The sequence below is a fragment of the Tessaracoccus luoxuelianae genome, from assembly GCF_054483915.1.
This window is the reverse complement of record NZ_CM137013.1, coordinates 375,694-393,503: the sequence shown is the minus strand read 5'-3', so window position 1 is coordinate 393,503 and position 17,810 is coordinate 375,694. Positions and strand designations below refer to the sequence as shown.

The following is a 17,810-nucleotide window of genomic DNA, read 5'->3' as shown; positions in this document are numbered from 1 at the left end:
TCCCACCCCTGGCTCGTGATGGTCAGGGGGCGGGGATGCGGGCGATCAGCCGCTCGTAGACGGTGGTGCGGTCGAACTGCAGCGCGTGCCGGAGGGCACGGTCGGCCAGGTCGGCGCGCTCGGCGTCGGTCATCACCAGGACCGCGTGGTCGAGGGCCGCCGCGATGCCGTCGGGATCCTCCACGCCGATGAAGAGGGCGCAGTCGCCCACCGCCTCGCCGATCCCACCCGTGGTGGTGGTGATGACGGGCCCGCCTCCGGCGAGCATGCTCTCCACCAGCGCGATCCCGAACGTCTCGACGAACTCGGGGATGGGCTTGCTGGGCAGCACGAACGCCGCGCTCCCGGCCATCAGGTGGGACCTCTCGTCGTCGTCGACGTCGTTCAGGAACAGGATCCGGCCGGCCACCGGCGACCGGTCGGCCAGCTCGCGGAGCCGTGGCGCCTCCGGGCCGTTGCCGGCGATGACGAGACTGACCCGTTCGCTGGCGGCGCTGCGCCCGAAGCCCTCGATGAGATCGTCGACGCCCTTCGCCAGGCTGAGCCGCGAAAGGAAGAGGACGTACCCCCCACGCGACAGGCCGCGGGCCGCGAGGGCGGCGTCCGTGCCGTGCGGGTCCAGGTCGGTGAATTGGCGGGCGTTGATGGCCGGATACGAGATCGCCACCCTGCGGCGGCACTGCTCGGCGAAGTCGGTGCCGTGGTCGGCGTCCAACAGGGCTGCCTCGCTGACGATCAGGTCGCGCGTGTACGCCGAGACGGCGACGCACAGGTCGTTGGCGAGGTAGGTCGTGAGCAGGTGAGCGGCCGCGCCGTAGCGCCCGGACTCGATGCAGTTGCGGACCACGTTGGTGATGTCCGACCCGACGGCCTCGGCGATCGTGACCACCCGGACCGGGAGCCCCGAGCGATGCGCCGCGCGCAGGGCATCGTCGACCGCCACGGCATGGGGGGTGAGGTACAGCGACATGCAGACGGTGGGGACGCCGTCGGTGAAGAGCTCGAAGAGCCGGCCGGTCAGGCCTGCGAGGTAGCGGCCGTCGAGGATCTTGTAGTTGCCGACCGGCTCGGGCCGCTCGACCGTGATCCCCTCCCGGTAGGGGGAGATCGAGTCCAGCGGCTTCAGCGGCAGCTCGGACTCGATCAGCCGGTCAAGCGGCCAGCTGACGATGCGCACATCGTCGAAGCCGTGGTCGAGCGCCGCCTCGGCGAGGTTGCGCGCCTCGCCGGCGTGACCACAGATCACGGGGTCGGCTCGCACAACAAGGACGAGCCTCCGGCTTGGTCGGGTCACTGGGTTCCTCCTGGGTTCCGCGGCGTGCGGCGTGCGGCACGACGGTACCTGACGGGAGCGCGCGACGGCGATCCGGGCCGCGCTGGCGGACGGTGCCGTCGCGCCGCAGGAATCCCGACGGGTCGGGACGGTTGTCCCGTGACGCCCGGGACATCCCCGCCGAAGAATGGGATCTCCGGAGCACCGTCAGACAAGGAGCAGTCGATGTCCAGCACACCCGCACCTGCCACCGGGCAGGATGACCGGCTCGGCACCGAGCCGAAGGTCACTGTCGTGTTCGTGGCGCCTGAGCCCAACCAGAGCGACGCGGCACGGCTCGTGGCGCTTGGCGTGGTGATGCTGACGTCCGGGGCGTTCCTCATCATCATGTTCGTCTCGCTCGCCCGTGGCGGCAGCGCGGCGCCCTGGGGACCGATCAACGACCTCCTGAGCGCGGCGGGCAACGTGCTGCTGGCCGTGCTGGTGCCACGGCTCAGCCGGCGCGCCGCCAGGACCCGCGGCCAGCGCGGCTTCGTGACACTGATCACGGGCGCCTGCCTGGTGGCGGCGGCCTCCGGCGTGCTCCTGGTCGCCCGGGTGCTGCCCTTCGAGCCGTCCACCGCCATCTCCATTGGGGCCATCGCTCTGCAGATGGCCTGGATGGCCTGGCTGAACACGTCCTGGTCGCGCGATCCCGGGATGCCGCGCTCCGTCTGGATGACAGGCGCCGCCGTGGGGTACGGGTTGATCGCTGGACTTGCCCTAACGGGCGCCTCGTTCCTCCTCCCGGGGGGCTCGATTGCCGCCAAGGCTCTGCTGTACCCCGGACTCGCCATCGGAGGCGCGGTCTGGCTGGCCTGGCCCCTGTGGTTCGTGCTCCTCGGCCGCCACCTGCACCGCGCCATCGGCACGGGCACCTCCACCCATGACCAGCCGGACGCATGAGGCGTCCGCGTAACGGAAGGAAGACCGAAGATGATCACCGCGTACCGCATTCTTGCGGGCACCATCGCCGCCCTGGTGGGCGTGCAGGCCGCCTCACACGCCTGGGTCTCCGCCGGTCTCGGCGCCTACATCATGGGCGGCGCGGTCGTGGACAAGTCGATGATGGAGGACACGGGAGGGCCGCTCCCGTTCCCGGAGGCCATCGGCTTCATGATCCACGGGCTGAACGGCGGCATCGTCATCCCGGCGATCGCCCTGGCGCTGCTGGTGGTGTCCTTCTTCACCAGGGTCCCGCGTGCCATCACGTGGGCCGCGATCGTTCTCGGACTCGTCGCGCTTCAGATGACCCTCGGGTACGCAGCGCACGGTATGGCAGTGTTGGCGATCTTCCACGGCCTGAACGCCCTGCTGCTGCTCCTGGCGGCGGTGACCGCCATGCGTAACGCGCGGAGGCCGGTCGCGGCACCTGGCGTCGCCGCGCCGACGACCGCCAGGGGATCGGTGGCGGTGTGACGTGAGTACCACCAGGGCGTCCCGGGTGTCGCGGCGGGTTGTCGGCGCCGGGGTCCTGGTGCTGGTGCTCGGATCCTCCGCCTGGGTGTGGGCCGCCAGCCTGCTCCCGGACACCTACTCCATGACCTCGATGGGATACCCGGACTACGGCGGCGGCCCGCAGCCGGCCGGGGCGAGCTCGCACGGCCACGCCCATGACGGAGTGGACATCGGCACTCTCGTTCCAGACCCGGATCGTACCGCGGACGTGCGCGTCGACCTGGTCGCGACGGCCGAGCGGGTCACGCTGCCAGGACTTCAGCCCTTCGACGGGTTCACCCTGAACGGGACGACGCCGGGCCCCGCCATCCGGGCCCGGGCCGGTGAACTGGTCGAGGTCCATGCCACGAACGGGAACGTGGCCGACGGGATGACGCTGCACTGGCACGGCGTCGACCTGCCCAACGCGATGGACGGCGTCGCCGGCGTCACCCAGGACGCGATCGCACCAGGGCAGCGGTTCGTCTACCGCTTCGTCGCCCAGGAGGGGACCTACTGGTACCACTCGCACCAGGTGTCCCACCCGCAGGTCAGCGGCGGGTTGCTCGGGGCGCTCGTGGTGGACGCCGCGACGGCGGATCCGACCGTGGTGGATGTCACCGCGCTGGTGCACGCCTACGCCGGGACGCGCACCGTCAACGGGAGGCCGGGCGGGTTCGCGCACCCTGCGCGCCCCGGCGACACCGCCAGGGTCCGGGTGATCAACACGGATGCGGGCCCGATGCCGGTCTGGGTGTCAGGGGCCTCCTACCGCATCGTTGCCATCGACGGCCGCACAGTGAATCGTCCGGATCCCGTGACGGGGGAGTCGCTGGTGGTCACCGCAGGGGGCCGCGCCGACCTCCAGGTCGTGGTGCCGACGGGCGGCGCCCGGGTGGAGTTCGCCGGCGCCTCCGTCTCGCTCGGCGACACCGCGGCGCCACACTCGCCGGCCCCTCGAGCGCTAGTGGATCTACTCAGCTACGGCTCACCCGACCCAACCGTCCAGGACCTGGGGCAGCCGGACCGCACGTTCGAGTACCGGATCGGCCGCCGGTTCGGGCTCCTCGACGGCCGGCCGGGCTCGTGGTGGACGATCAACGGCGGCCTCTACCCGGACGTGCCGATGTTCATCGTGCGCACCGGCGAGCGCGTCCGGTTCCTGGTGTCGAACGAAAGCGGCGAGGTGCATCCCATGCACCTGCACGGCCACCACCTCCTCGTGGTCGCGCGCGACGGCGTCCGGGCCACCGGTTCGCCCTGGCTGGTCGACTCCCTGAACGTCGAGCCTGGTGAGACGTACGAACTCGCAATGGTGGCGGACAACCCGGGCATCTGGATGGACCACTGCCACAACCTCCCGCACGCGCGGGAGGGACTCATGACCCACCTCGCCTACGAGGGATACCGGAGCCCCTACGTGGTGGGCGGAGACCACGGGAACCACCCCGAGTAGGCAGGCTCAGCCCAACCCTGCGCGCTTCGCCTTCTCGATCGCCGACGCGCGATCGGCCACCTGCAGCTTGACCAGGACGATGGAGACAAGATTGCGGACCGTCTTGTCGGCGATTCCCAGCTGCCGGGCGATACGGGGGTTGTCCCAGCCCTTGGCGACCAGCGCAAGCGCCTCCCGCTCCCGCGTCGTCAGCTCGACGAACGGCGCCCGGCCCCCCGTGACCATCGCCGTGAGGCGCGTCGCCAGCGCGGCCGAGAAGATGATGTCGCCCTGGGCGACCGAGCGGATCGCGGCCAGGGTCGCGTCGGGGGTGGCGGACTTCACCACGTAGCCGCGCGCGCCCGCCGCGACGGCGTCGGCGACGCTGGCGTCGTCCAGCATGCTCAGGATCAGCACGCGCACCTGGGGTGCCCTCGAGACGATCTGCCGCGTCGCCTCGATCCCGTCGAGTCCGGGCATGGTGATGTCCATCACCACGACGTCCGGCGAGAGCTCGGCTGCCAGCCGGACGGCCTCCAGCCCGTCGGCGGCCTGGCCGACGACCACCAGGTCGTCCGTCGTCGCCAGCAGGCCGACCAGCCCCTCACGGTAGAGCGGATGGTCGTCCACGACGAGGACGTTGAAGGAGTGGGCCGTCATGGCTGCCCCGCCATGGGCAGGACGGCGCGCAGCAGCGTGCCACCGTCGGGGCGCGGCTCGACGGTGCATGCTCCACCGAGCTCGGCGGCCCGCTCGCGCATCCCGGTGATCCCGACCCCGGCGTGGAGGTCGGCAGGGGGGCCGACGCCGTCGTCGGCCACCTCGATCTCGAGCGCCCCATCGACGCGGCGGAGTGTCACCCAGCACGCCTGAGCCCGGGCGTGGCGGGCGGCGTTGGCCAACGCCGAGGACACGATCCGGTAGGTCGCGACCTCGACGGCGGGTGGCAGCGACGCGCCCGGCGAGCCGATGCCGCCGGTGTCGAGGTGCACCGCCAGCGGCGCCAGGCCGGCGGCCAGCTCCTCGAGGGCCGAGGCCAGTCCCAGGTCGTCGAGTGCGGGCGGGCGGAGGTCGTAGGCGAGGTGGCGCACCGCGTCGGCTGCACGGGTGGCGTCGCGCCCGATCCGGTCGAGGAGCTCCTCCACCGCCTCGGTCGCCTGGGGCGCCATCAGACGCCGGACTGTTTCGGCGCGCAGGGGGATGGACGCGATGGTCGGGCCGACATCGTCGTGCAGGGTCCGCCGGAGCATCCGCCGCTCGTCCTCGCGGGCCAGGATCAGACGCTGCCTGGAGGCTCGGACCTCCCGGTCGAGCCCCTCCTCGTGCAGCGCCGAGGCCACCTGATTGCCGAGGTCCTGGAGCAGCCGGCGCTCGGCCGGTGCGAAGCCGCCCCCGCGACCACGCGTGGCCACGACGAGGCTGCCCAGCGTGACGTCGGCGTGCACCAGCGGTGTGACGCGAAGCCGGGCCTCGTCGTCCGGGCAGATGCCGGCCTCGGCCAGCGCGCCCTGCTCCGCCAGCACCGACACGTAGGGCACCCGCAACGCCCGGCGGAGGTCGGCGGCGACCTCGCGCCACGACACCTCGCGCGCACCGAGCAGGCCCGCCAGCCGGGCCAGCGCCACGTAGGGATCGTCCCGATCGCCGTAGAGGCCCCTGCTCACCCAGCGCTCCAACCACACCCGCACGGGATTGACCAGGATCGCCACGGCCACCGCGCCCGCCACGGCCACGCCGGTGGGCTGGTCGGCGACCAGGGAGGTCAGCACGGCGACGGTGAGGAGGTACACGCTCACCGCGACAACTGTGAGCGCGGCGTAGACCAGGGTCCGTCCGAGGACGACGTCCAGATCGAAGAGGCGGTAGCGCAGCATCGCGATGCTCATCCCCGCGACGTAGAACAGGCCGGGGAGGCCGATCAGCTCGTCGGGCAGCAGCGACCGGCCGGTGAGGAGCGACGGGACGATCCAGAACGCCAGCGCCAGCAGCCCCGAGACGATCGCCGACCCGCCCAACCACAGCAGCTGTTGACGTTGGACCGGGTCCCCGCCCGGGACCCGGGCGCGCAGCAGCCGCAGCGTGAGCACGCCCAGCGACAGGGACAGCCCGACGACGGTGAAGGCGGTCTGCAGGGCAATGGCGCCCGCCATCCAGCCGGGGAACGAGGTCCCGGCTCCGACGACGGCGGCGAGGGACGCCCATAACAGGGGCGGCGCCCAGGTGATCAGTACCCGCGCCTGGACCCCCTGTAGCCAGGGGGCCAAGGGCGCCGGAAACTGCAGCGCCCAGGCCACCATCCCGCTCCACGCGAGGGTGTAGAAGAACCCGACGTTGAGCACGAACAGCCAGCGCAGCATCCCCGTGAAGGCCCACGACGGCGGCAGTCCCGCCACCGTGACGACGGTGCTCCCGAAGAGGGCTGCTGCGAAGACCAGGCTGGACCCGGCCGCCGGGTCCAGCGGTCTCCGGCTGATGGCGAGCCCGCTCAGGGCGAACAGGGTGGTCACGAACAGCAAGGTCCCGCCCGCGCGCCAGCCCTGGAGCGCGAGCGAACCCGCCTGGGCCGCGAGGTCGAGCGGCACGCTCCGCAGCCCCGGCTCCACCGTGACGTCGGCGCGGCCGTCGACAACCTGCACATCGCTGACCAGGCTTCCCTCCGGGAGCGGGCATCCCAGGTGCACCTGGGGGAGGACGCCTTCGGGGCTGAACGCGTTCACCTGCGGGGTGAGCCAGGCGCACTCCGCGGGGATCACCAGCCGGAAACCCACGAACGCCACGGCAGCGAGGCAGGCCAGAAGCGCGCCCACTAGGGCGTCCCACTGCGGGCCTTGGGCTGGCGGCGACACCGGAGTCTCCTCCCCGTTCAGGTCATCGTCCCAGAACGCCCACCCCGTGACCAGAGGCCCGGCGAGCACAGCTCCCCGGCGGCGGTCGCGGCCCGGACCCCCGGGCGCTCTGCCCATCTGTGCACGCGTGCAGGGGAGAACACGCACCTACGCGTCGCCACCGACGTACTACGTGATGTAGGGGCTTACCGTGAAGCACACCGCAGGCGGAAGCACCGAAGCTCGACCCGTTCCTTCGAGGAGTCATCGTGGACCAAACTGCCCGTTACGCCGATCTCAGCCTTCGCGAGGAAGACCTCATCGCCGGAGGCCAGCACATCCTGTGCGCCTACACCATGAAGCCGAAGTCCGGCTCCTACCTCGAGGCCGCCGCGCACTTCGCCGCCGAGTCCTCGACGGGCACCAACGTCGAGGTGTCCACCACCGACGACTTCACCAAGAGCTTCGACGCGATCGTCTATCACGTCGACGAGGCGAGCGAGGAGATGCGGATCGCGTATCCGCTGGACCTCTTCGACCGCAACATCATCGACGGCCGGATGATGATGGTCTCGTTCCTCACCCTGACGATCGGCAACAACCAGGGGATGGGCGACATCGCCTACGCGAAGATGTACGACTTCTACGTGCCGCGCGCCGCGATCAACCTGTTCGACGGGCCGGCCATGGGCATCGCTGACCTGTGGCGGATCCTCGGCCGGCCGGTCACCGACGGCGGCTACATCGCCGGCACCATCATCAAGCCGAAGCTGGGGCTGCGCCCCGAGCCCTTCGCCCAGGCCGCCTACGAGTTCTGGCTGGGCGGGGACTTCATCAAGAACGACGAGCCGCAGGGCAACCAGGTGTTCTCGCCCATGCGGAAGACCATCCCGCTGGTCTACGACGCGATGAAGCGGGCGATGGACGAGACCGGCGAGGCCAAGCTGTTCAGCGCCAACATCACGGCCGACGACCACTCCGAGATGATCGCCCGCGGGGAGTTCATCCTCGAGGCCTTCGGGCCTGACGCGGACAAGGTCGCCTTCCTCGTCGACGGCTACGTGGGCGGCCCGAGCGCCGTGACGACCGCGCGCCGGTACTTCTCCCGCCAGTACCTCCACTACCACCGCGCCGGTCACGGCGCCGTCACCTCGCCCAGCTCCAAGCGCGGATACACCGCCTACGTGCTGGCCAAGATGGCCAGGCTCCAGGGCGCGTCTGGCATCCACGTCGGCACCATGGGCTACGGGAAGATGGAGGGCGCCCGCGACGACCGCGCCATCGCCTACATCTGCGAACGCGACGAGTACCAGGGCCCCGCGTACTTCCAGGAGTGGCACGGGATGCGCCCCACCACCCCGATCGTCTCCGGGGGCATGAACGCGCTGCGGCTGCCGGGCTTCTTCGCCAACCTCGGCCACGCCAACGTCATCAACACCGCGGGCGGCGGCGCGTACGGCCACCTCGACGGCGCCGCCGCGGGCGGCAGGTCGCTCCGGCAGGCGCACGAGTGCTGGGGGGCCGGCGCCGACCCCGTCGAGTGGGCCAAGGAGCATCGCGAGTTCGCGCGGGCCTTCGAGTCGTTCCCGGCCGACGCGGACCTCCTCTGCCCCGGATGGCGCCAGGCTCTGGGCGTCGCGAGTGGACCCGCCCCCTCCGTCGCCACCCCCTGAGGGGGACTGTCATGGCGCCGCGGACCTTGACCCAGTACCTCCTGGACCTCCACGACGAGCGCGACGATGCCCCGGCCCACGATTATGCCCACATCCTGAGCGCCGTGGCGGTGTCGGTGAAGCTCACCGCGGCCATGGTGAGCCGTGGCCAGCTGTCGCTGGGCGCCGTCGCTGACGATGGCCAGGGGGATCACGCCCAACTCCATCGGGGGCTGCGCCGGCTCGCCACCCGGATCCTGCTCGAGCAGGCCGCCGGAATCGAGCAGCTGGCCGCCGTGTCGGTGGCGGGGGACCCGAGCATTCACCCGATCTCCAGCTCGCCGCGCGCCCGGTACCTCCTGGTCTTCGAGGCCCTGCACGGGTCGATCAACCTGTGCGAGAACCAGACGGCGGGGCTGGCGTTCTCCATCCTGGAGCGCGCAGAGGTCGACGCGCCCTGCACCGAGGCCGACTTCCTGCAGCCGGGCTCCAGGCAGGTGGCAGCCGGGCTCGGGCTGTACGGGCCCAGCACGCTGCTGGTGCTCACGACGGGGCGAGGGGTGGACGGCTTCACCCTGGACCGCGACGTCGGCAACTTCGTGCTGACCGACCGGGGCATGACCATCCCGAGCCGGTCGGACAGCTTCGCCATCAACCCCTCAGAGGCCATGCACTGGCCGGCGCACACGAAGCGGTACGTCGACGAGTGCCTCCGCGGGGCCGAGGGGCCGCGCGGGCGTGACTTCAAGATGCGCTGGAACGCGTCCGCCGTGATCGGGGCGTTCCGCATCCTCGTCCACGGCGGGATGTTCATGGCGCCCGACACCGGCCGCCGTGGCGCCCTCTGGGGGGTGCCGCTGATGCACAACGCGGCCCCGCTGGCGCTCCTGGCGGAGCAGGCGGGCGGCGCGGCAACCACCGGCGCCCAGCGGGTCCTCGACGTGGTGCCCACCTCCCTCACCCAGCGCGGGCCCATCTACTTCGGCGCCGCCGACGAGGTGGCGCGAGTCGAGCGGTACTACCGGGAACACGAGCAGGGGCTCGACGAAGGCTCGTCGTACCCGCTGTTCCACAGCCGCACCCTGTTCATCGAGCCTTAGGAGACGGAAGCCATGTCCGATCAGCATCCAGTCGTCGCCATCACCGGCTCCTCGGGGGCGGGCACCACCACCGTCACCGACACGTTCGCGCAGATCTTCGCCCGGGAGTCCATTACGTCGTCGGTGATCCACGGCGACTCGTTCCACCGCTACGACCGGGCGGAGATGAAGGCGGTCTACGCCGCTGCCCTCGAGACCGGCGAGATCGCGCCCAGCCACTTCGGGCCGGAGGCGAACCTCTTCCTCGAACTCGAGCAGCTGTTCGCGGAGTACGGCCGCACAGGCACCGGACGGGTGCGCCAGTACGTGCACGACGACGAGGAGGCCCGGATCTACGGGCGACCCCCAGGCACCTTCACCCCCTGGGAGGACCTCCCGGGCGGCACCGACCTCCTGTACTACGAGGGCCTGCACGGCGCGGTGCGCACCGACACCGTCGACGTCGCCCGGCACGTCGACCTGCGGATCGGGGTGGTGCCGATCATCAACCTCGAGTGGATCCAGAAGCTGCACCGCGACCGGAACACCCGCGGCTACTCGACGGAGGCGGTCACCGACACCATCCTCAACCGGATGCCCGACTACGTGCACTACATCTGCCCGCAGTTCTCCAACACCCACATCAACTTCCAGCGGGTGCCGGTGGTGGACACGTCCAACCCGTTCATCGCCGGGTGGATCCCGACGCTGGACGAGTCGATGGTGGTGATCCGCTTCGCGGACCCGCGCGGCATCGACTTCCCCTACCTGCTGTCGATGATCGACGGCTCGTTCATGTCGCGGGCCAACAGCATCGTCGTGCCCGGCGGGAAGATGCACCTGGCCATGCAGCTGATCTTCACGCCGCTGATCTGGCGGCTGGTCGAGGCGAGCAGGAAGGCGAGGGCCCGCGCCGTCGGCTGAGCCGGGGGTCTGTTTGCTGCCCCGGCGAGCGGTGCGCTAGAGTTACGCGTCGGTGAACGGGCCTATAGCTCAGACGGTTAGAGCGCTGCCCTGATAAGGCAGAGGTCACTGGTTCAAGTCCAGTTAGGCCCACCAAATGGAGAAGCGTTCACCACGCTGGTCCCGAGGACGCGGCACCCGCTAGCGTGTGCGCATAAGTCCCCCCGCGGGCAGCACCCTGGAAATCCTTGAGGCAGTCCGTCGCGCTCCCACGCTGCTCGCAGCGCTGGACCTGATGGATGCCCTCACCGCAGCCGCCCGCCTCGACGGGTCCGCAGCGGCCGAGCCTCTCCGGGATGCCATCGGGGCCGCTGGTGACGACCTCACCGCCATCGCCGCGGTGCACGCCGCCGCCGCTGCAGGGGCGGCCACGGCCGCAGGCCTGCTGGTGCCGCTCCTCTCCTCCCCATCGCCGCACCTGCGTGAGCACGCCGCCTGGGCCTTGTCCTGTGCGCCTCGGATACCCGAGGCCGTGCCCGCGCTCGAGGCCATGGCCGCCGTCGGCGGTTTCACCGGCACCCTCGCCGAGCTCACCCTCGAGGCGTGGGGCCTGACGCCTGACGATCCCGAGGATGTCGACGAACCGAGGCCCGGCGCCGAGCGGCGCGGCCTCACCGTCGCCCAGCTCTACCTCCACGCCGACATCGACGGCACCCTCCAAGCCGGGCAGGGCGATACGGGCGGCATCGCCACGCTGCTGGTCCACCTCGGCGATGCGTTGCTCACCGAGGGAGCCGTCGAGCGGGTGCTGACGTTGTCGCGGGGGAACTCCGGTCGGGTGCAGATCCCCGCCGAGTTCGACCAGCTGAAGGCCAAGGCCCTTGCCTGACAGCTCGCTCAGGAGAGCTCGCCGTCGATCGCGGCGGCGAGCGCTGAGATCACCGGCCAAGCCCCCTCGGAGCTGTTGCCCAGCACGGTCACCGTCGTCCGGCTGGCGGGGATGTGGGTCGAGCGGAACGAGGCGCCGGCGTCGTAGCCCTCCATCACCAGCGCCGGACCTGTCCGGTGCAGCCAGAACCCCATGCCGTAGCGCATGCCCTCGTCCGGCACGTCGTGGCGGGGCCGGATCATCTGCTCGACGGTGTCGCGCGAGACGATGCGACCCTCCAGCAGGGCCAGCCAGAAGCGGTGCAGGTCGTCGGCGGTGGTGAACGCTCCGCCGTCGCCGTTGCCGAGGATGGGCAGGTGGAGCGTGTTGACGAGGTCTCCGTCGTTGGCGAGGTAGCCGAGCGCGGCGTCGGCGGGGAGTGCGTTGAGGGGGAGAGACCCGGTGGCTTGCAGACCGGCCGGCTCGTAGACCAGCCGGCTCACCACGTCGTGGTACACCTCTCCCGTGACTCGTTCCAGCAGGATCGCGAGCACCATGTAGCCGCCGTTGCAGTAGGCGAACCGCTCTCCGGGAGCAAACTTCGTCGGGTGGCCCTCAAGCATCGGCAGGAACGCCTCGGCTGTGGTGAGCGTGTGGACAGGGAGGGTGAGGATGAAATCGTCGACCTCCCAGTCCCCGTCCTCGTCCAGGTAGTCACCGATCCCCGATGTGTGGGTGAGGAGGTGCTCGACCGTGACGGCGTCGTCGATGAGCGGAAGGTCCTCGCCCAGGATCTCTCGAACCGGCTGGTCGAGCCGGAGCGCGCCGTCCTCGACGAGGCGCATCACCGCCAGCGCGGTGAACGTCTTGCTGCCGCTGGCGACGGCGATTCTGGCCTGGGGCACCATCGGCACGCTGAAGGCGCGGTGCATGAACCCTTCGCAGCGCTCGAGGACGCGCCGGCCTGCCACGTCTATGGTGATGACCCCAGTGAACGCATTCTTGGCGACGGCGTCGTCGAGGGCGTGTGGATCGACCTGCATGTCTGCCCCCTGGGGAGTGCGGTGTGAGTATCGATTGTCCGCCAGGTAACGCGCCGCCGGGGGTGATCGAGCCGATCGCCCGCGAGGAGACACGAACGTCACGGTGCCGGCGCCGAGCCCTGCCCCGCGGTGGTGGGGCCGGGCGCCGGCGGCATCCTTGACCGGGTCATGGGCAACTGTGCTGACCACTAGTGCGGGGAGATGGTCAGCAGTATTGCGGCATTTCCGGCGTAGACGACGAGCATCAGCGCCGCGTCGCCCGCCAGCAGGAACCGCTTGCCGCGTGCCGACGGGTAGGTCAGCCCGATGATTGCGATCGCCGACATCGCGATGGTGGTCAACACCGTGAAGAGGTGGCTCGGTGAAGCGTCGGCGAGTAGGAGCCCGTCGGTGTAGGCCACGTCGTCGATCGCCAGGATGAGGATGTTGAACAGGTTCGAGCCGAGGATGTTGCCGACCGCCAGGTCGATTGCGCCCATCCGAATCGCTGCCAGGGAGACGGCCAGCTCTGGCAGCGACGTCGACAGCGCCACGAAGACGGTTCCGACGAAGGACTCCTCCAATCCCGACATCCGGGCGATCGCTTCGGCCGCGGGCGGCAGCAGGATGGCTGCCACGACGACGATCCCGGCATGGAGTGAGTAGCGGGCGGCGACCTGACGTAGTCCGAGCCCTGCCGTGACGGCGTCGCCGGGGGAGAGGTTCTCGTCGAGCGGTGGCTGAACGCTGGGGTCCGGGGGGAGGCCTCGCCCGTTGCGGAAGATGAGCCGCACCGAACCCAGGTACAGGAAGAGGAACACCAGCGATGAGAGCCCGATCCAGGGTGTGAGCGGCAGCGAGTCGTCGACCAGCAGTCCGACGCCGACGGTGGCGAGGAGCACGATCCCGAGAGCGGCCGCCATGACATGCGACGGGGAGGCGAGGGCGAAGAGCCTCCGGCGGGCCGGCACGAAGGCGTCCAGGCTGGCCAGGATGAGGAGGTTGATGGCGCAGCTGCCGAGAACGTCGCCTACGGCCAGGTCGGCCGACCCGACCAGGGCCGACGAGCTGACGCCGACGACGAGCTCGGGCAGGGACGTGACCGATGCCATGAGGATCAGGCCCACCCACGCGCTGCCCCAGCCGCTCAGCTGGGCGATGCGCTCGCCGTAGCGCGACAGCCGTCCGCCGGCGAAGAAGATCGCGGCGGCACAGGCCACGAAGGCCAGAACGGCGACAAGGTCGGACACGGTGCACCCACGTCTCTGTGTGGGGTTGACGCTACTCCCAGAGCGCCGCAGCGTCCGGAAGAATGAGCCCTCTTGTGTCCTAATCCTATTAGGGATACCTTTTGGCATAAGGAGGATTCATGGATACGAGCACGGAGCGTCGGCAACGGCGGCACGGCGAGACCCGCGACGAGATCGTCGCGATCGCCGTCCGGCTGATGGGCGAACATGGGGTCGGGGGGCTGTCGCTGGGGGAAGTGGCCCGACGACTCGGCGTGCGCACCCCGTCGCTCTACACCTACTTTGACTCCAAAAACGCCCTCTACGACGAGCTCTTCCGCCGGGGATGGCAGGCGTGCCACGACACCGTCGCCAGCCACCGCGACAGGCTCGGGCCCGCGACCACCGAGACCGACCCGGTCAGCCGCGCCATCGAGTTGGAGGGGACCTTCGTCCGCTGGGCCCTGGAGAACGCCGAGCTCAGCCATCTCATGATGACCCGCCCCGTCCCCGCCTGGGAGCCGAGCCCCGAGGCGTATGCGCCGTCGGTGGCTCTGTTCACGATGCTCGGCGACGACCTGCGCGGCTTCCGCGACCTCGGCCTGCTCAACCCCACCGTCGACCTCGACGAGCTGTCCCAGAACCTGGCCAACGCCGCCACGGGGGTGATCGTCCGTCAGCTGTCCAACGAGCCCGGCGTCGCCTACGAGGACGGCACCGCCTCCCGGCACTTCCCAGCGCTCGTGCGGGCGCTGATCACCGCCCATCTCCCCGATAGGACCTGCCATGCGAGCCACCACTAGCACCACCGCCTCCGGCCACCCCTCGACGAAGGATCAGACCATGCGTGCCATCGACATCCCGCTCCCCGGCCCCGGCGACGGCCTTCGCGTGGGCCGGGCCCAGCATCTGCGCCTGATCGACGAGGTGCGCGACCTCACCCCGGAGCAGTGGGACACCGTCACCGAGTGCCCCGCCTGGACGGTGCGCGACATGGTTGGCCACGTCGCCTCAGCGGCACGGTTCCCGGGCAACCCGCTGCTGTTCCTCGTCGACGCTCAGATCGGGCGGTTCCGCTACCGCGGTCGCAGCTCCCTGGACGCCGCCAACGAGGTGGGCATCGACAGGCACCACTCCCTCTCCACAGCTGAGCTGCTGGAGCTGCTTCGACGGCGGGCCATGTCGGGCCGCGACACCCCCGGCTGGATGCGCCGTCGGCTGACGAACGACGCCGCACTGCCGTCGCACACCACGATCGGATCGTTCGTCGACACCATCCTCACCCGCAGCACCTGGCTGCACCGCCACGACATCGGCCGGGCGGTGGGGAAGGAGCCGGTGTCGGACCCCACGGACGCGGAGGTGGTGGAGCAGGTCATCCGCGACCTCGGCCTCGGCTGGACCGGGCCCGGCGTGGAATTGCGGCTCACCGGCCCGGAGGGTGGGGTCTGGACGCTGGGTTCCCCGGGCGGCGCGGAGGCGGTCTTGCCTGCGGTGGAGTTCATGCGGCACCTGTCTGGCAGGAGTGTCGCGGCTGGGCTGTTCGACGGCGTGCCCGACGCCGTCCGCCCAGCCCTCGAGGCTGCCCGGGTCCCCTTCTGACCGCCCTCTTCCGGGCACGACACGCCGTCGGATCCGGCCCTCGACGTCCCCGTGGGCGTTGAGGTGGCGGTGGGACGGCGTTTCGTGAAAATCCTGGCGCGACCACGGGAAGCGCTCCATGAGATATCCGTTGCCGCGACGGTGTGGCGGGTATAGCTTGACGCCATGAACCGCAGGGGGATCCGTAGCATTCTGGCCGCGCTGGCGACGCTGGTCGTCTCACTTTCATTCACCGTTACGGCCGATGCCGCACCCAAGCGGCCGCCCACCACCACTCAGCCCGTGTATGTAGCTCTCGGCGACAGCTACGCGGCCGGGGTCGGTGCAGGCAGCTATCTTTCCGGTACGTGCTACCGGTCCCTCAAGGGATACCCCGGGCTGATCGCGGCCGAGAAGGGTTATGCGCTGGATCTCCAAGCGTGCTCAGGAGCCACTACGGCCGATGTCATCAGCCTCCAGATCCCCAGCAAGAAGCTCAACAGCACCACCAAGTACGTGACGATCACGGTTGGCGGCAACGACGTCGGCTTCTCCTCGGTTGTGAGTACGTGCCTGGGGACAAGTGAATCGGCTTGTCAGACCGCAGTCCAGGGTGCTGTGTCGAAGGCGGAGAACGAGCTGCCGGCCAAGCTGAGTGCAGTGTTCGCTGCGGCGAAGAAGAAGGCTCCAAACGCCACTATCGTTGCGACCTCCTATCCGCAGCTCCTGAGCCCTGCCACACCGAACTGCTACCCTTTCACCAACTTCACGGCCGGGGAGGTGACCGCCTTGAACGCTGGAGCTGTCAGTTTGGCTGGTGTTATCGAGCGGGCCGCAGCGACGGCGGCCATCGAGTACTCGGACGTGAGCACGGCTTTCGTGGGCCACGCTGTATGCGATAGTCCCGCGTGGATCCACAACGCCTCACTGTTGAGCTCGTATCAGTCCTTCCACCCGAACGCATCCGGCTACCTGGAGGGGTACAAGCCGGGTGTTGTTGCTGAGTTGGGCGGCACCTCCACCGGGACCACCATCACCGTGACCACCGGCGGATTGACCTCGAGTGACACCACGCGCGGCAACGTGAAGATCCCGAAGTCCCAGAAGGACTGACCCACACCGATCAACCACCGCCCCGGCCCGCCAGCTCACCGCTGGCTGGCCGGGGCGTCGTCGTCCTACCTGCCCTCCACCGCAGGACGGGTTCGGGCGCGTCGATTCCGGAGCGGCGTCCGGCCGTCGCATCCGGCACGGAGCGCTCCACGTTGCCGACGCGAGTCTTGCCAGTCAAAGGCGGCGGATCTGGTCGCGTAGTCGATACCAGAAGTGCCACTGGGATTTCCGGGGTCAAGGCCCACCTGAGGTTTCAGGAACGGGGGACCGTGACCGACGAGGAACGAACCACGAGGGTGCTCGGGACCACCACCGCCGCGGGGGGCAGGTCAGGCTCCGCGAGTCGCCTGAGGATCGCCTCCCCGCATGCGACGCCGGCGTCGTAGGCGTGGCTGTCCACCGTGGTGAGGTCGAGGAACCGGCTCCGCGCCAGATGTGAGTTGTCGTAACCGATCAGTGCGACGTCGCGGGGCACCTCACGCCCCGCCTCCCTCAGTGCGGCCCTGGCACCGAGGGCCATAGTGTCGTTTGCGGCGAAGACGGCCGTCACGTCCGGATGACGGCGGACCAGCTCCACCGCCCCCGCGTACCCGCCGTCCTCGTTCGTCTCGTTGGACCGGCCGGCGAACCGGGGCGCCTCACCCACCTCAGCCATCGCTTCCAGGTACGCCTCCAGACGGACCGCCGCCGCGCCACCGGCGCCGGTCACGTGGCCGATCCGACGATGTCCCACCGAGCGCAGGTGCCCCATGAGTTGCTGGACGCCGAGGCGCTGGTCGCTCTCGACGATGTCGGCCCCGTCGACGCGGTGCAGTCGCGTGCCCTCGAGGACCGTCGGGACGCCGAGCGCGGGAAGGTCGCGCCCCGGTTCGGCCGCGATCACCAGCGCGTCCACCTGGCTGTCGAGGAAGCCATCGATAGCCGAGACGAAATCGTCGCCTTCACGGTAGTGCTCCCGGATGGCCACGTGGAACCCCTGCGGTCCCACCGCGGCGCGGAGGCCCCGCAGCAGCTCGACGAACGAGGGGTTCTGGAAGTCGTCGATGACGAGGCCGACGGTGCGCGTCCGGTCCGCCGCGAGCGCGGAGGCGGCCTGGCTCCGGCGGTACCCGAGCTTGGCGATGGCCTCCTGGACCGCGTGCCGCTTGGCCTCGGCCACCAGGGGCGAATCGTTGAGCACGAGCGACACCAGCGACTTGGACACGCCAGCCTCGCGGGCGACGTCGTAGATGGTCGGCCGGGAGGGCCGTCGACGAGGTGACATGGCGCACCTCCTTCCACGATGACCGAGGGTAACGCAGCCATTGACAGGACAAGTGCTGTCGATCTATTGTAAAGCCACTTGGACCGCTCC

The 17,810-nt window shown here is 70.1% G+C and carries 16 protein-coding genes and 1 tRNA gene; 11 read left to right on the top strand and 6 right to left on the bottom strand.

Features of this window, described 5'->3' with window-relative positions; all coding sequences use genetic code 11:
- Nucleotides 1-22: 22 nt before the first annotated feature.
- Complete coding sequence (locus ACX1D1_RS01505) at nt 23-1,294, bottom strand: glycosyltransferase (protein WP_459055643.1); 1,272 nt, start codon at nt 1,292-1,294, stop codon at nt 23-25.
- A gap of 204 nt (nt 1,295-1,498) precedes the next feature.
- On the opposite strand from ACX1D1_RS01505, the gene ACX1D1_RS01500 reads away from it, so the two are divergent.
- Genes ACX1D1_RS01500 through ACX1D1_RS01490 form a run of 3 tightly spaced genes read left to right on the top strand, consistent with a single transcriptional unit; the run spans nt 1,499 to nt 4,205 of the window.
- Nucleotides 1,499-2,218: a hypothetical protein gene (locus ACX1D1_RS01500; RefSeq protein WP_459055642.1), complete on the top strand. Its 720-nt coding sequence runs from the start codon at nt 1,499-1,501 to the stop codon at nt 2,216-2,218.
- Between the two features lie 30 nt (nt 2,219-2,248).
- Nucleotides 2,249-2,731 carry a hypothetical protein gene (locus ACX1D1_RS01495; RefSeq protein ID WP_459055641.1) on the top strand — a complete coding sequence of 161 codons (483 nt, stop codon included), beginning with the start codon at nt 2,249-2,251 and terminating at the stop codon, nt 2,729-2,731.
- A 1-nt stretch (nt 2,732) separates the two neighbouring features.
- The gene (locus ACX1D1_RS01490; RefSeq protein ID WP_459055640.1) at nt 2,733-4,205 is read left to right on the top strand and encodes a multicopper oxidase family protein; all 1,473 of its coding nucleotides are present in this window, start codon (nt 2,733-2,735) and stop codon (nt 4,203-4,205) included.
- 6 nt (nt 4,206-4,211) lie between these two features.
- Here the strand turns inward: ACX1D1_RS01490 and ACX1D1_RS01485 are convergent, their stop codons facing one another.
- On the bottom strand, nt 4,212-4,844 hold the full coding sequence (locus ACX1D1_RS01485; RefSeq protein ID WP_459055639.1) for a response regulator: 633 nt from the start codon (nt 4,842-4,844) through the stop codon (nt 4,212-4,214).
- A complete protein-coding gene (locus ACX1D1_RS01480) occupies nt 4,841-7,030 on the bottom strand; it encodes a sensor histidine kinase (RefSeq protein ID WP_459055638.1) in 2,190 nt (729 codons plus the stop codon). The genes ACX1D1_RS01485 and ACX1D1_RS01480 overlap by 4 nt, the downstream gene beginning before the upstream one ends.
- A gap of 248 nt (nt 7,031-7,278) precedes the next feature.
- Between ACX1D1_RS01480 and ACX1D1_RS01475 the strand changes: the two genes are divergently transcribed.
- The 5 genes from ACX1D1_RS01475 to ACX1D1_RS01455 all read left to right on the top strand — a co-directional run bounded on the left by ACX1D1_RS01475 (nt 7,279) and on the right by ACX1D1_RS01455 (nt 11,532).
- Complete coding sequence (locus ACX1D1_RS01475) at nt 7,279-8,682, top strand: ribulose-bisphosphate carboxylase (RefSeq protein WP_459055637.1); 1,404 nt, start codon at nt 7,279-7,281, stop codon at nt 8,680-8,682.
- A gap of 11 nt (nt 8,683-8,693) precedes the next feature.
- The gene (locus ACX1D1_RS01470; protein ID WP_459055636.1) at nt 8,694-9,761 is read left to right on the top strand and encodes a class 1 fructose-bisphosphatase; all 1,068 of its coding nucleotides are present in this window, start codon (nt 8,694-8,696) and stop codon (nt 9,759-9,761) included.
- A 12-nt stretch (nt 9,762-9,773) separates the two neighbouring features.
- On the top strand, nt 9,774-10,664 hold the full coding sequence (locus ACX1D1_RS01465) for a phosphoribulokinase (RefSeq protein WP_459055635.1): 891 nt from the start codon (nt 9,774-9,776) through the stop codon (nt 10,662-10,664).
- Between the two features lie 58 nt (nt 10,665-10,722).
- A tRNA-Ile gene (locus ACX1D1_RS01460) sits at nt 10,723-10,799 on the top strand.
- A 52-nt stretch (nt 10,800-10,851) separates the two neighbouring features.
- Complete coding sequence (locus ACX1D1_RS01455; protein ID WP_459055634.1) at nt 10,852-11,532, top strand: HEAT repeat domain-containing protein; 681 nt, start codon at nt 10,852-10,854, stop codon at nt 11,530-11,532.
- An 8-nt stretch (nt 11,533-11,540) separates the two neighbouring features.
- Here ACX1D1_RS01455 and ACX1D1_RS01450 read toward each other — a convergent pair whose 3' ends face one another.
- Both ACX1D1_RS01450 and ACX1D1_RS01445 read right to left on the bottom strand, forming a co-directional pair.
- On the bottom strand, nt 11,541-12,554 hold the full coding sequence (locus ACX1D1_RS01450; protein WP_459055633.1) for a serine hydrolase domain-containing protein: 1,014 nt from the start codon (nt 12,552-12,554) through the stop codon (nt 11,541-11,543).
- A 188-nt stretch (nt 12,555-12,742) separates the two neighbouring features.
- A complete protein-coding gene (locus ACX1D1_RS01445) occupies nt 12,743-13,783 on the bottom strand; it encodes a sodium:calcium antiporter (RefSeq protein ID WP_459055632.1) in 1,041 nt (346 codons plus the stop codon).
- Between the two features lie 119 nt (nt 13,784-13,902).
- Between ACX1D1_RS01445 and ACX1D1_RS01440 the strand changes: the two genes are divergently transcribed.
- The 3 genes from ACX1D1_RS01440 (at nt 13,903) to ACX1D1_RS01430 (ending at nt 16,456) form a co-directional block, all read left to right on the top strand.
- On the top strand, nt 13,903-14,565 hold the full coding sequence (locus ACX1D1_RS01440; RefSeq protein ID WP_459055631.1) for a TetR/AcrR family transcriptional regulator: 663 nt from the start codon (nt 13,903-13,905) through the stop codon (nt 14,563-14,565).
- On the top strand, nt 14,549-15,364 hold the full coding sequence (locus tag ACX1D1_RS01435; RefSeq protein ID WP_459055630.1) for a maleylpyruvate isomerase family mycothiol-dependent enzyme: 816 nt from the start codon (nt 14,549-14,551) through the stop codon (nt 15,362-15,364). The genes ACX1D1_RS01440 and ACX1D1_RS01435 overlap by 17 nt, the downstream gene beginning before the upstream one ends.
- Before the next feature lie 165 nt (nt 15,365-15,529).
- A complete protein-coding gene (locus ACX1D1_RS01430) occupies nt 15,530-16,456 on the top strand; it encodes an SGNH/GDSL hydrolase family protein (protein ID WP_459055629.1) in 927 nt (308 codons plus the stop codon).
- Between the two features lie 253 nt (nt 16,457-16,709).
- On the opposite strand, the gene ACX1D1_RS01425 is transcribed toward ACX1D1_RS01430, so the two are convergent.
- On the bottom strand, nt 16,710-17,720 hold the full coding sequence (locus ACX1D1_RS01425; RefSeq protein WP_459055628.1) for a LacI family DNA-binding transcriptional regulator: 1,011 nt from the start codon (nt 17,718-17,720) through the stop codon (nt 16,710-16,712).
- Between the last annotated feature and the right edge of the window lie 90 nt (nt 17,721-17,810).

Coding starts and splice junctions, on each gene's coding strand:
- ACX1D1_RS01500 (WP_459055642.1), top strand. CDS start 1,499: ATGTCCAGCACACCCGCACCTGCCACCGGGCAGGATGACCGGCTCGGC.
- ACX1D1_RS01495 (WP_459055641.1), top strand. CDS start 2,249: ATGATCACCGCGTACCGCATTCTTGCGGGCACCATCGCCGCCCTGGTG.
- ACX1D1_RS01485 (WP_459055639.1), bottom strand. CDS start 4,844: ATGACGGCCCACTCCTTCAACGTCCTCGTCGTGGACGACCATCCGCTC.
- ACX1D1_RS01470 (WP_459055636.1), top strand. CDS start 8,694: ATGGCGCCGCGGACCTTGACCCAGTACCTCCTGGACCTCCACGACGAG.
- ACX1D1_RS01465 (WP_459055635.1), top strand. CDS start 9,774: ATGTCCGATCAGCATCCAGTCGTCGCCATCACCGGCTCCTCGGGGGCG.
- ACX1D1_RS01450 (WP_459055633.1), bottom strand. CDS start 12,554: ATGCAGGTCGATCCACACGCCCTCGACGACGCCGTCGCCAAGAATGCG.
- ACX1D1_RS01440 (WP_459055631.1), top strand. CDS start 13,903: ATGGATACGAGCACGGAGCGTCGGCAACGGCGGCACGGCGAGACCCGC.
- ACX1D1_RS01435 (WP_459055630.1), top strand. CDS start 14,549: ATGCGAGCCACCACTAGCACCACCGCCTCCGGCCACCCCTCGACGAAG.
- ACX1D1_RS01430 (WP_459055629.1), top strand. CDS start 15,530: ATGAACCGCAGGGGGATCCGTAGCATTCTGGCCGCGCTGGCGACGCTG.
- ACX1D1_RS01425 (WP_459055628.1), bottom strand. CDS start 17,720: ATGTCACCTCGTCGACGGCCCTCCCGGCCGACCATCTACGACGTCGCC.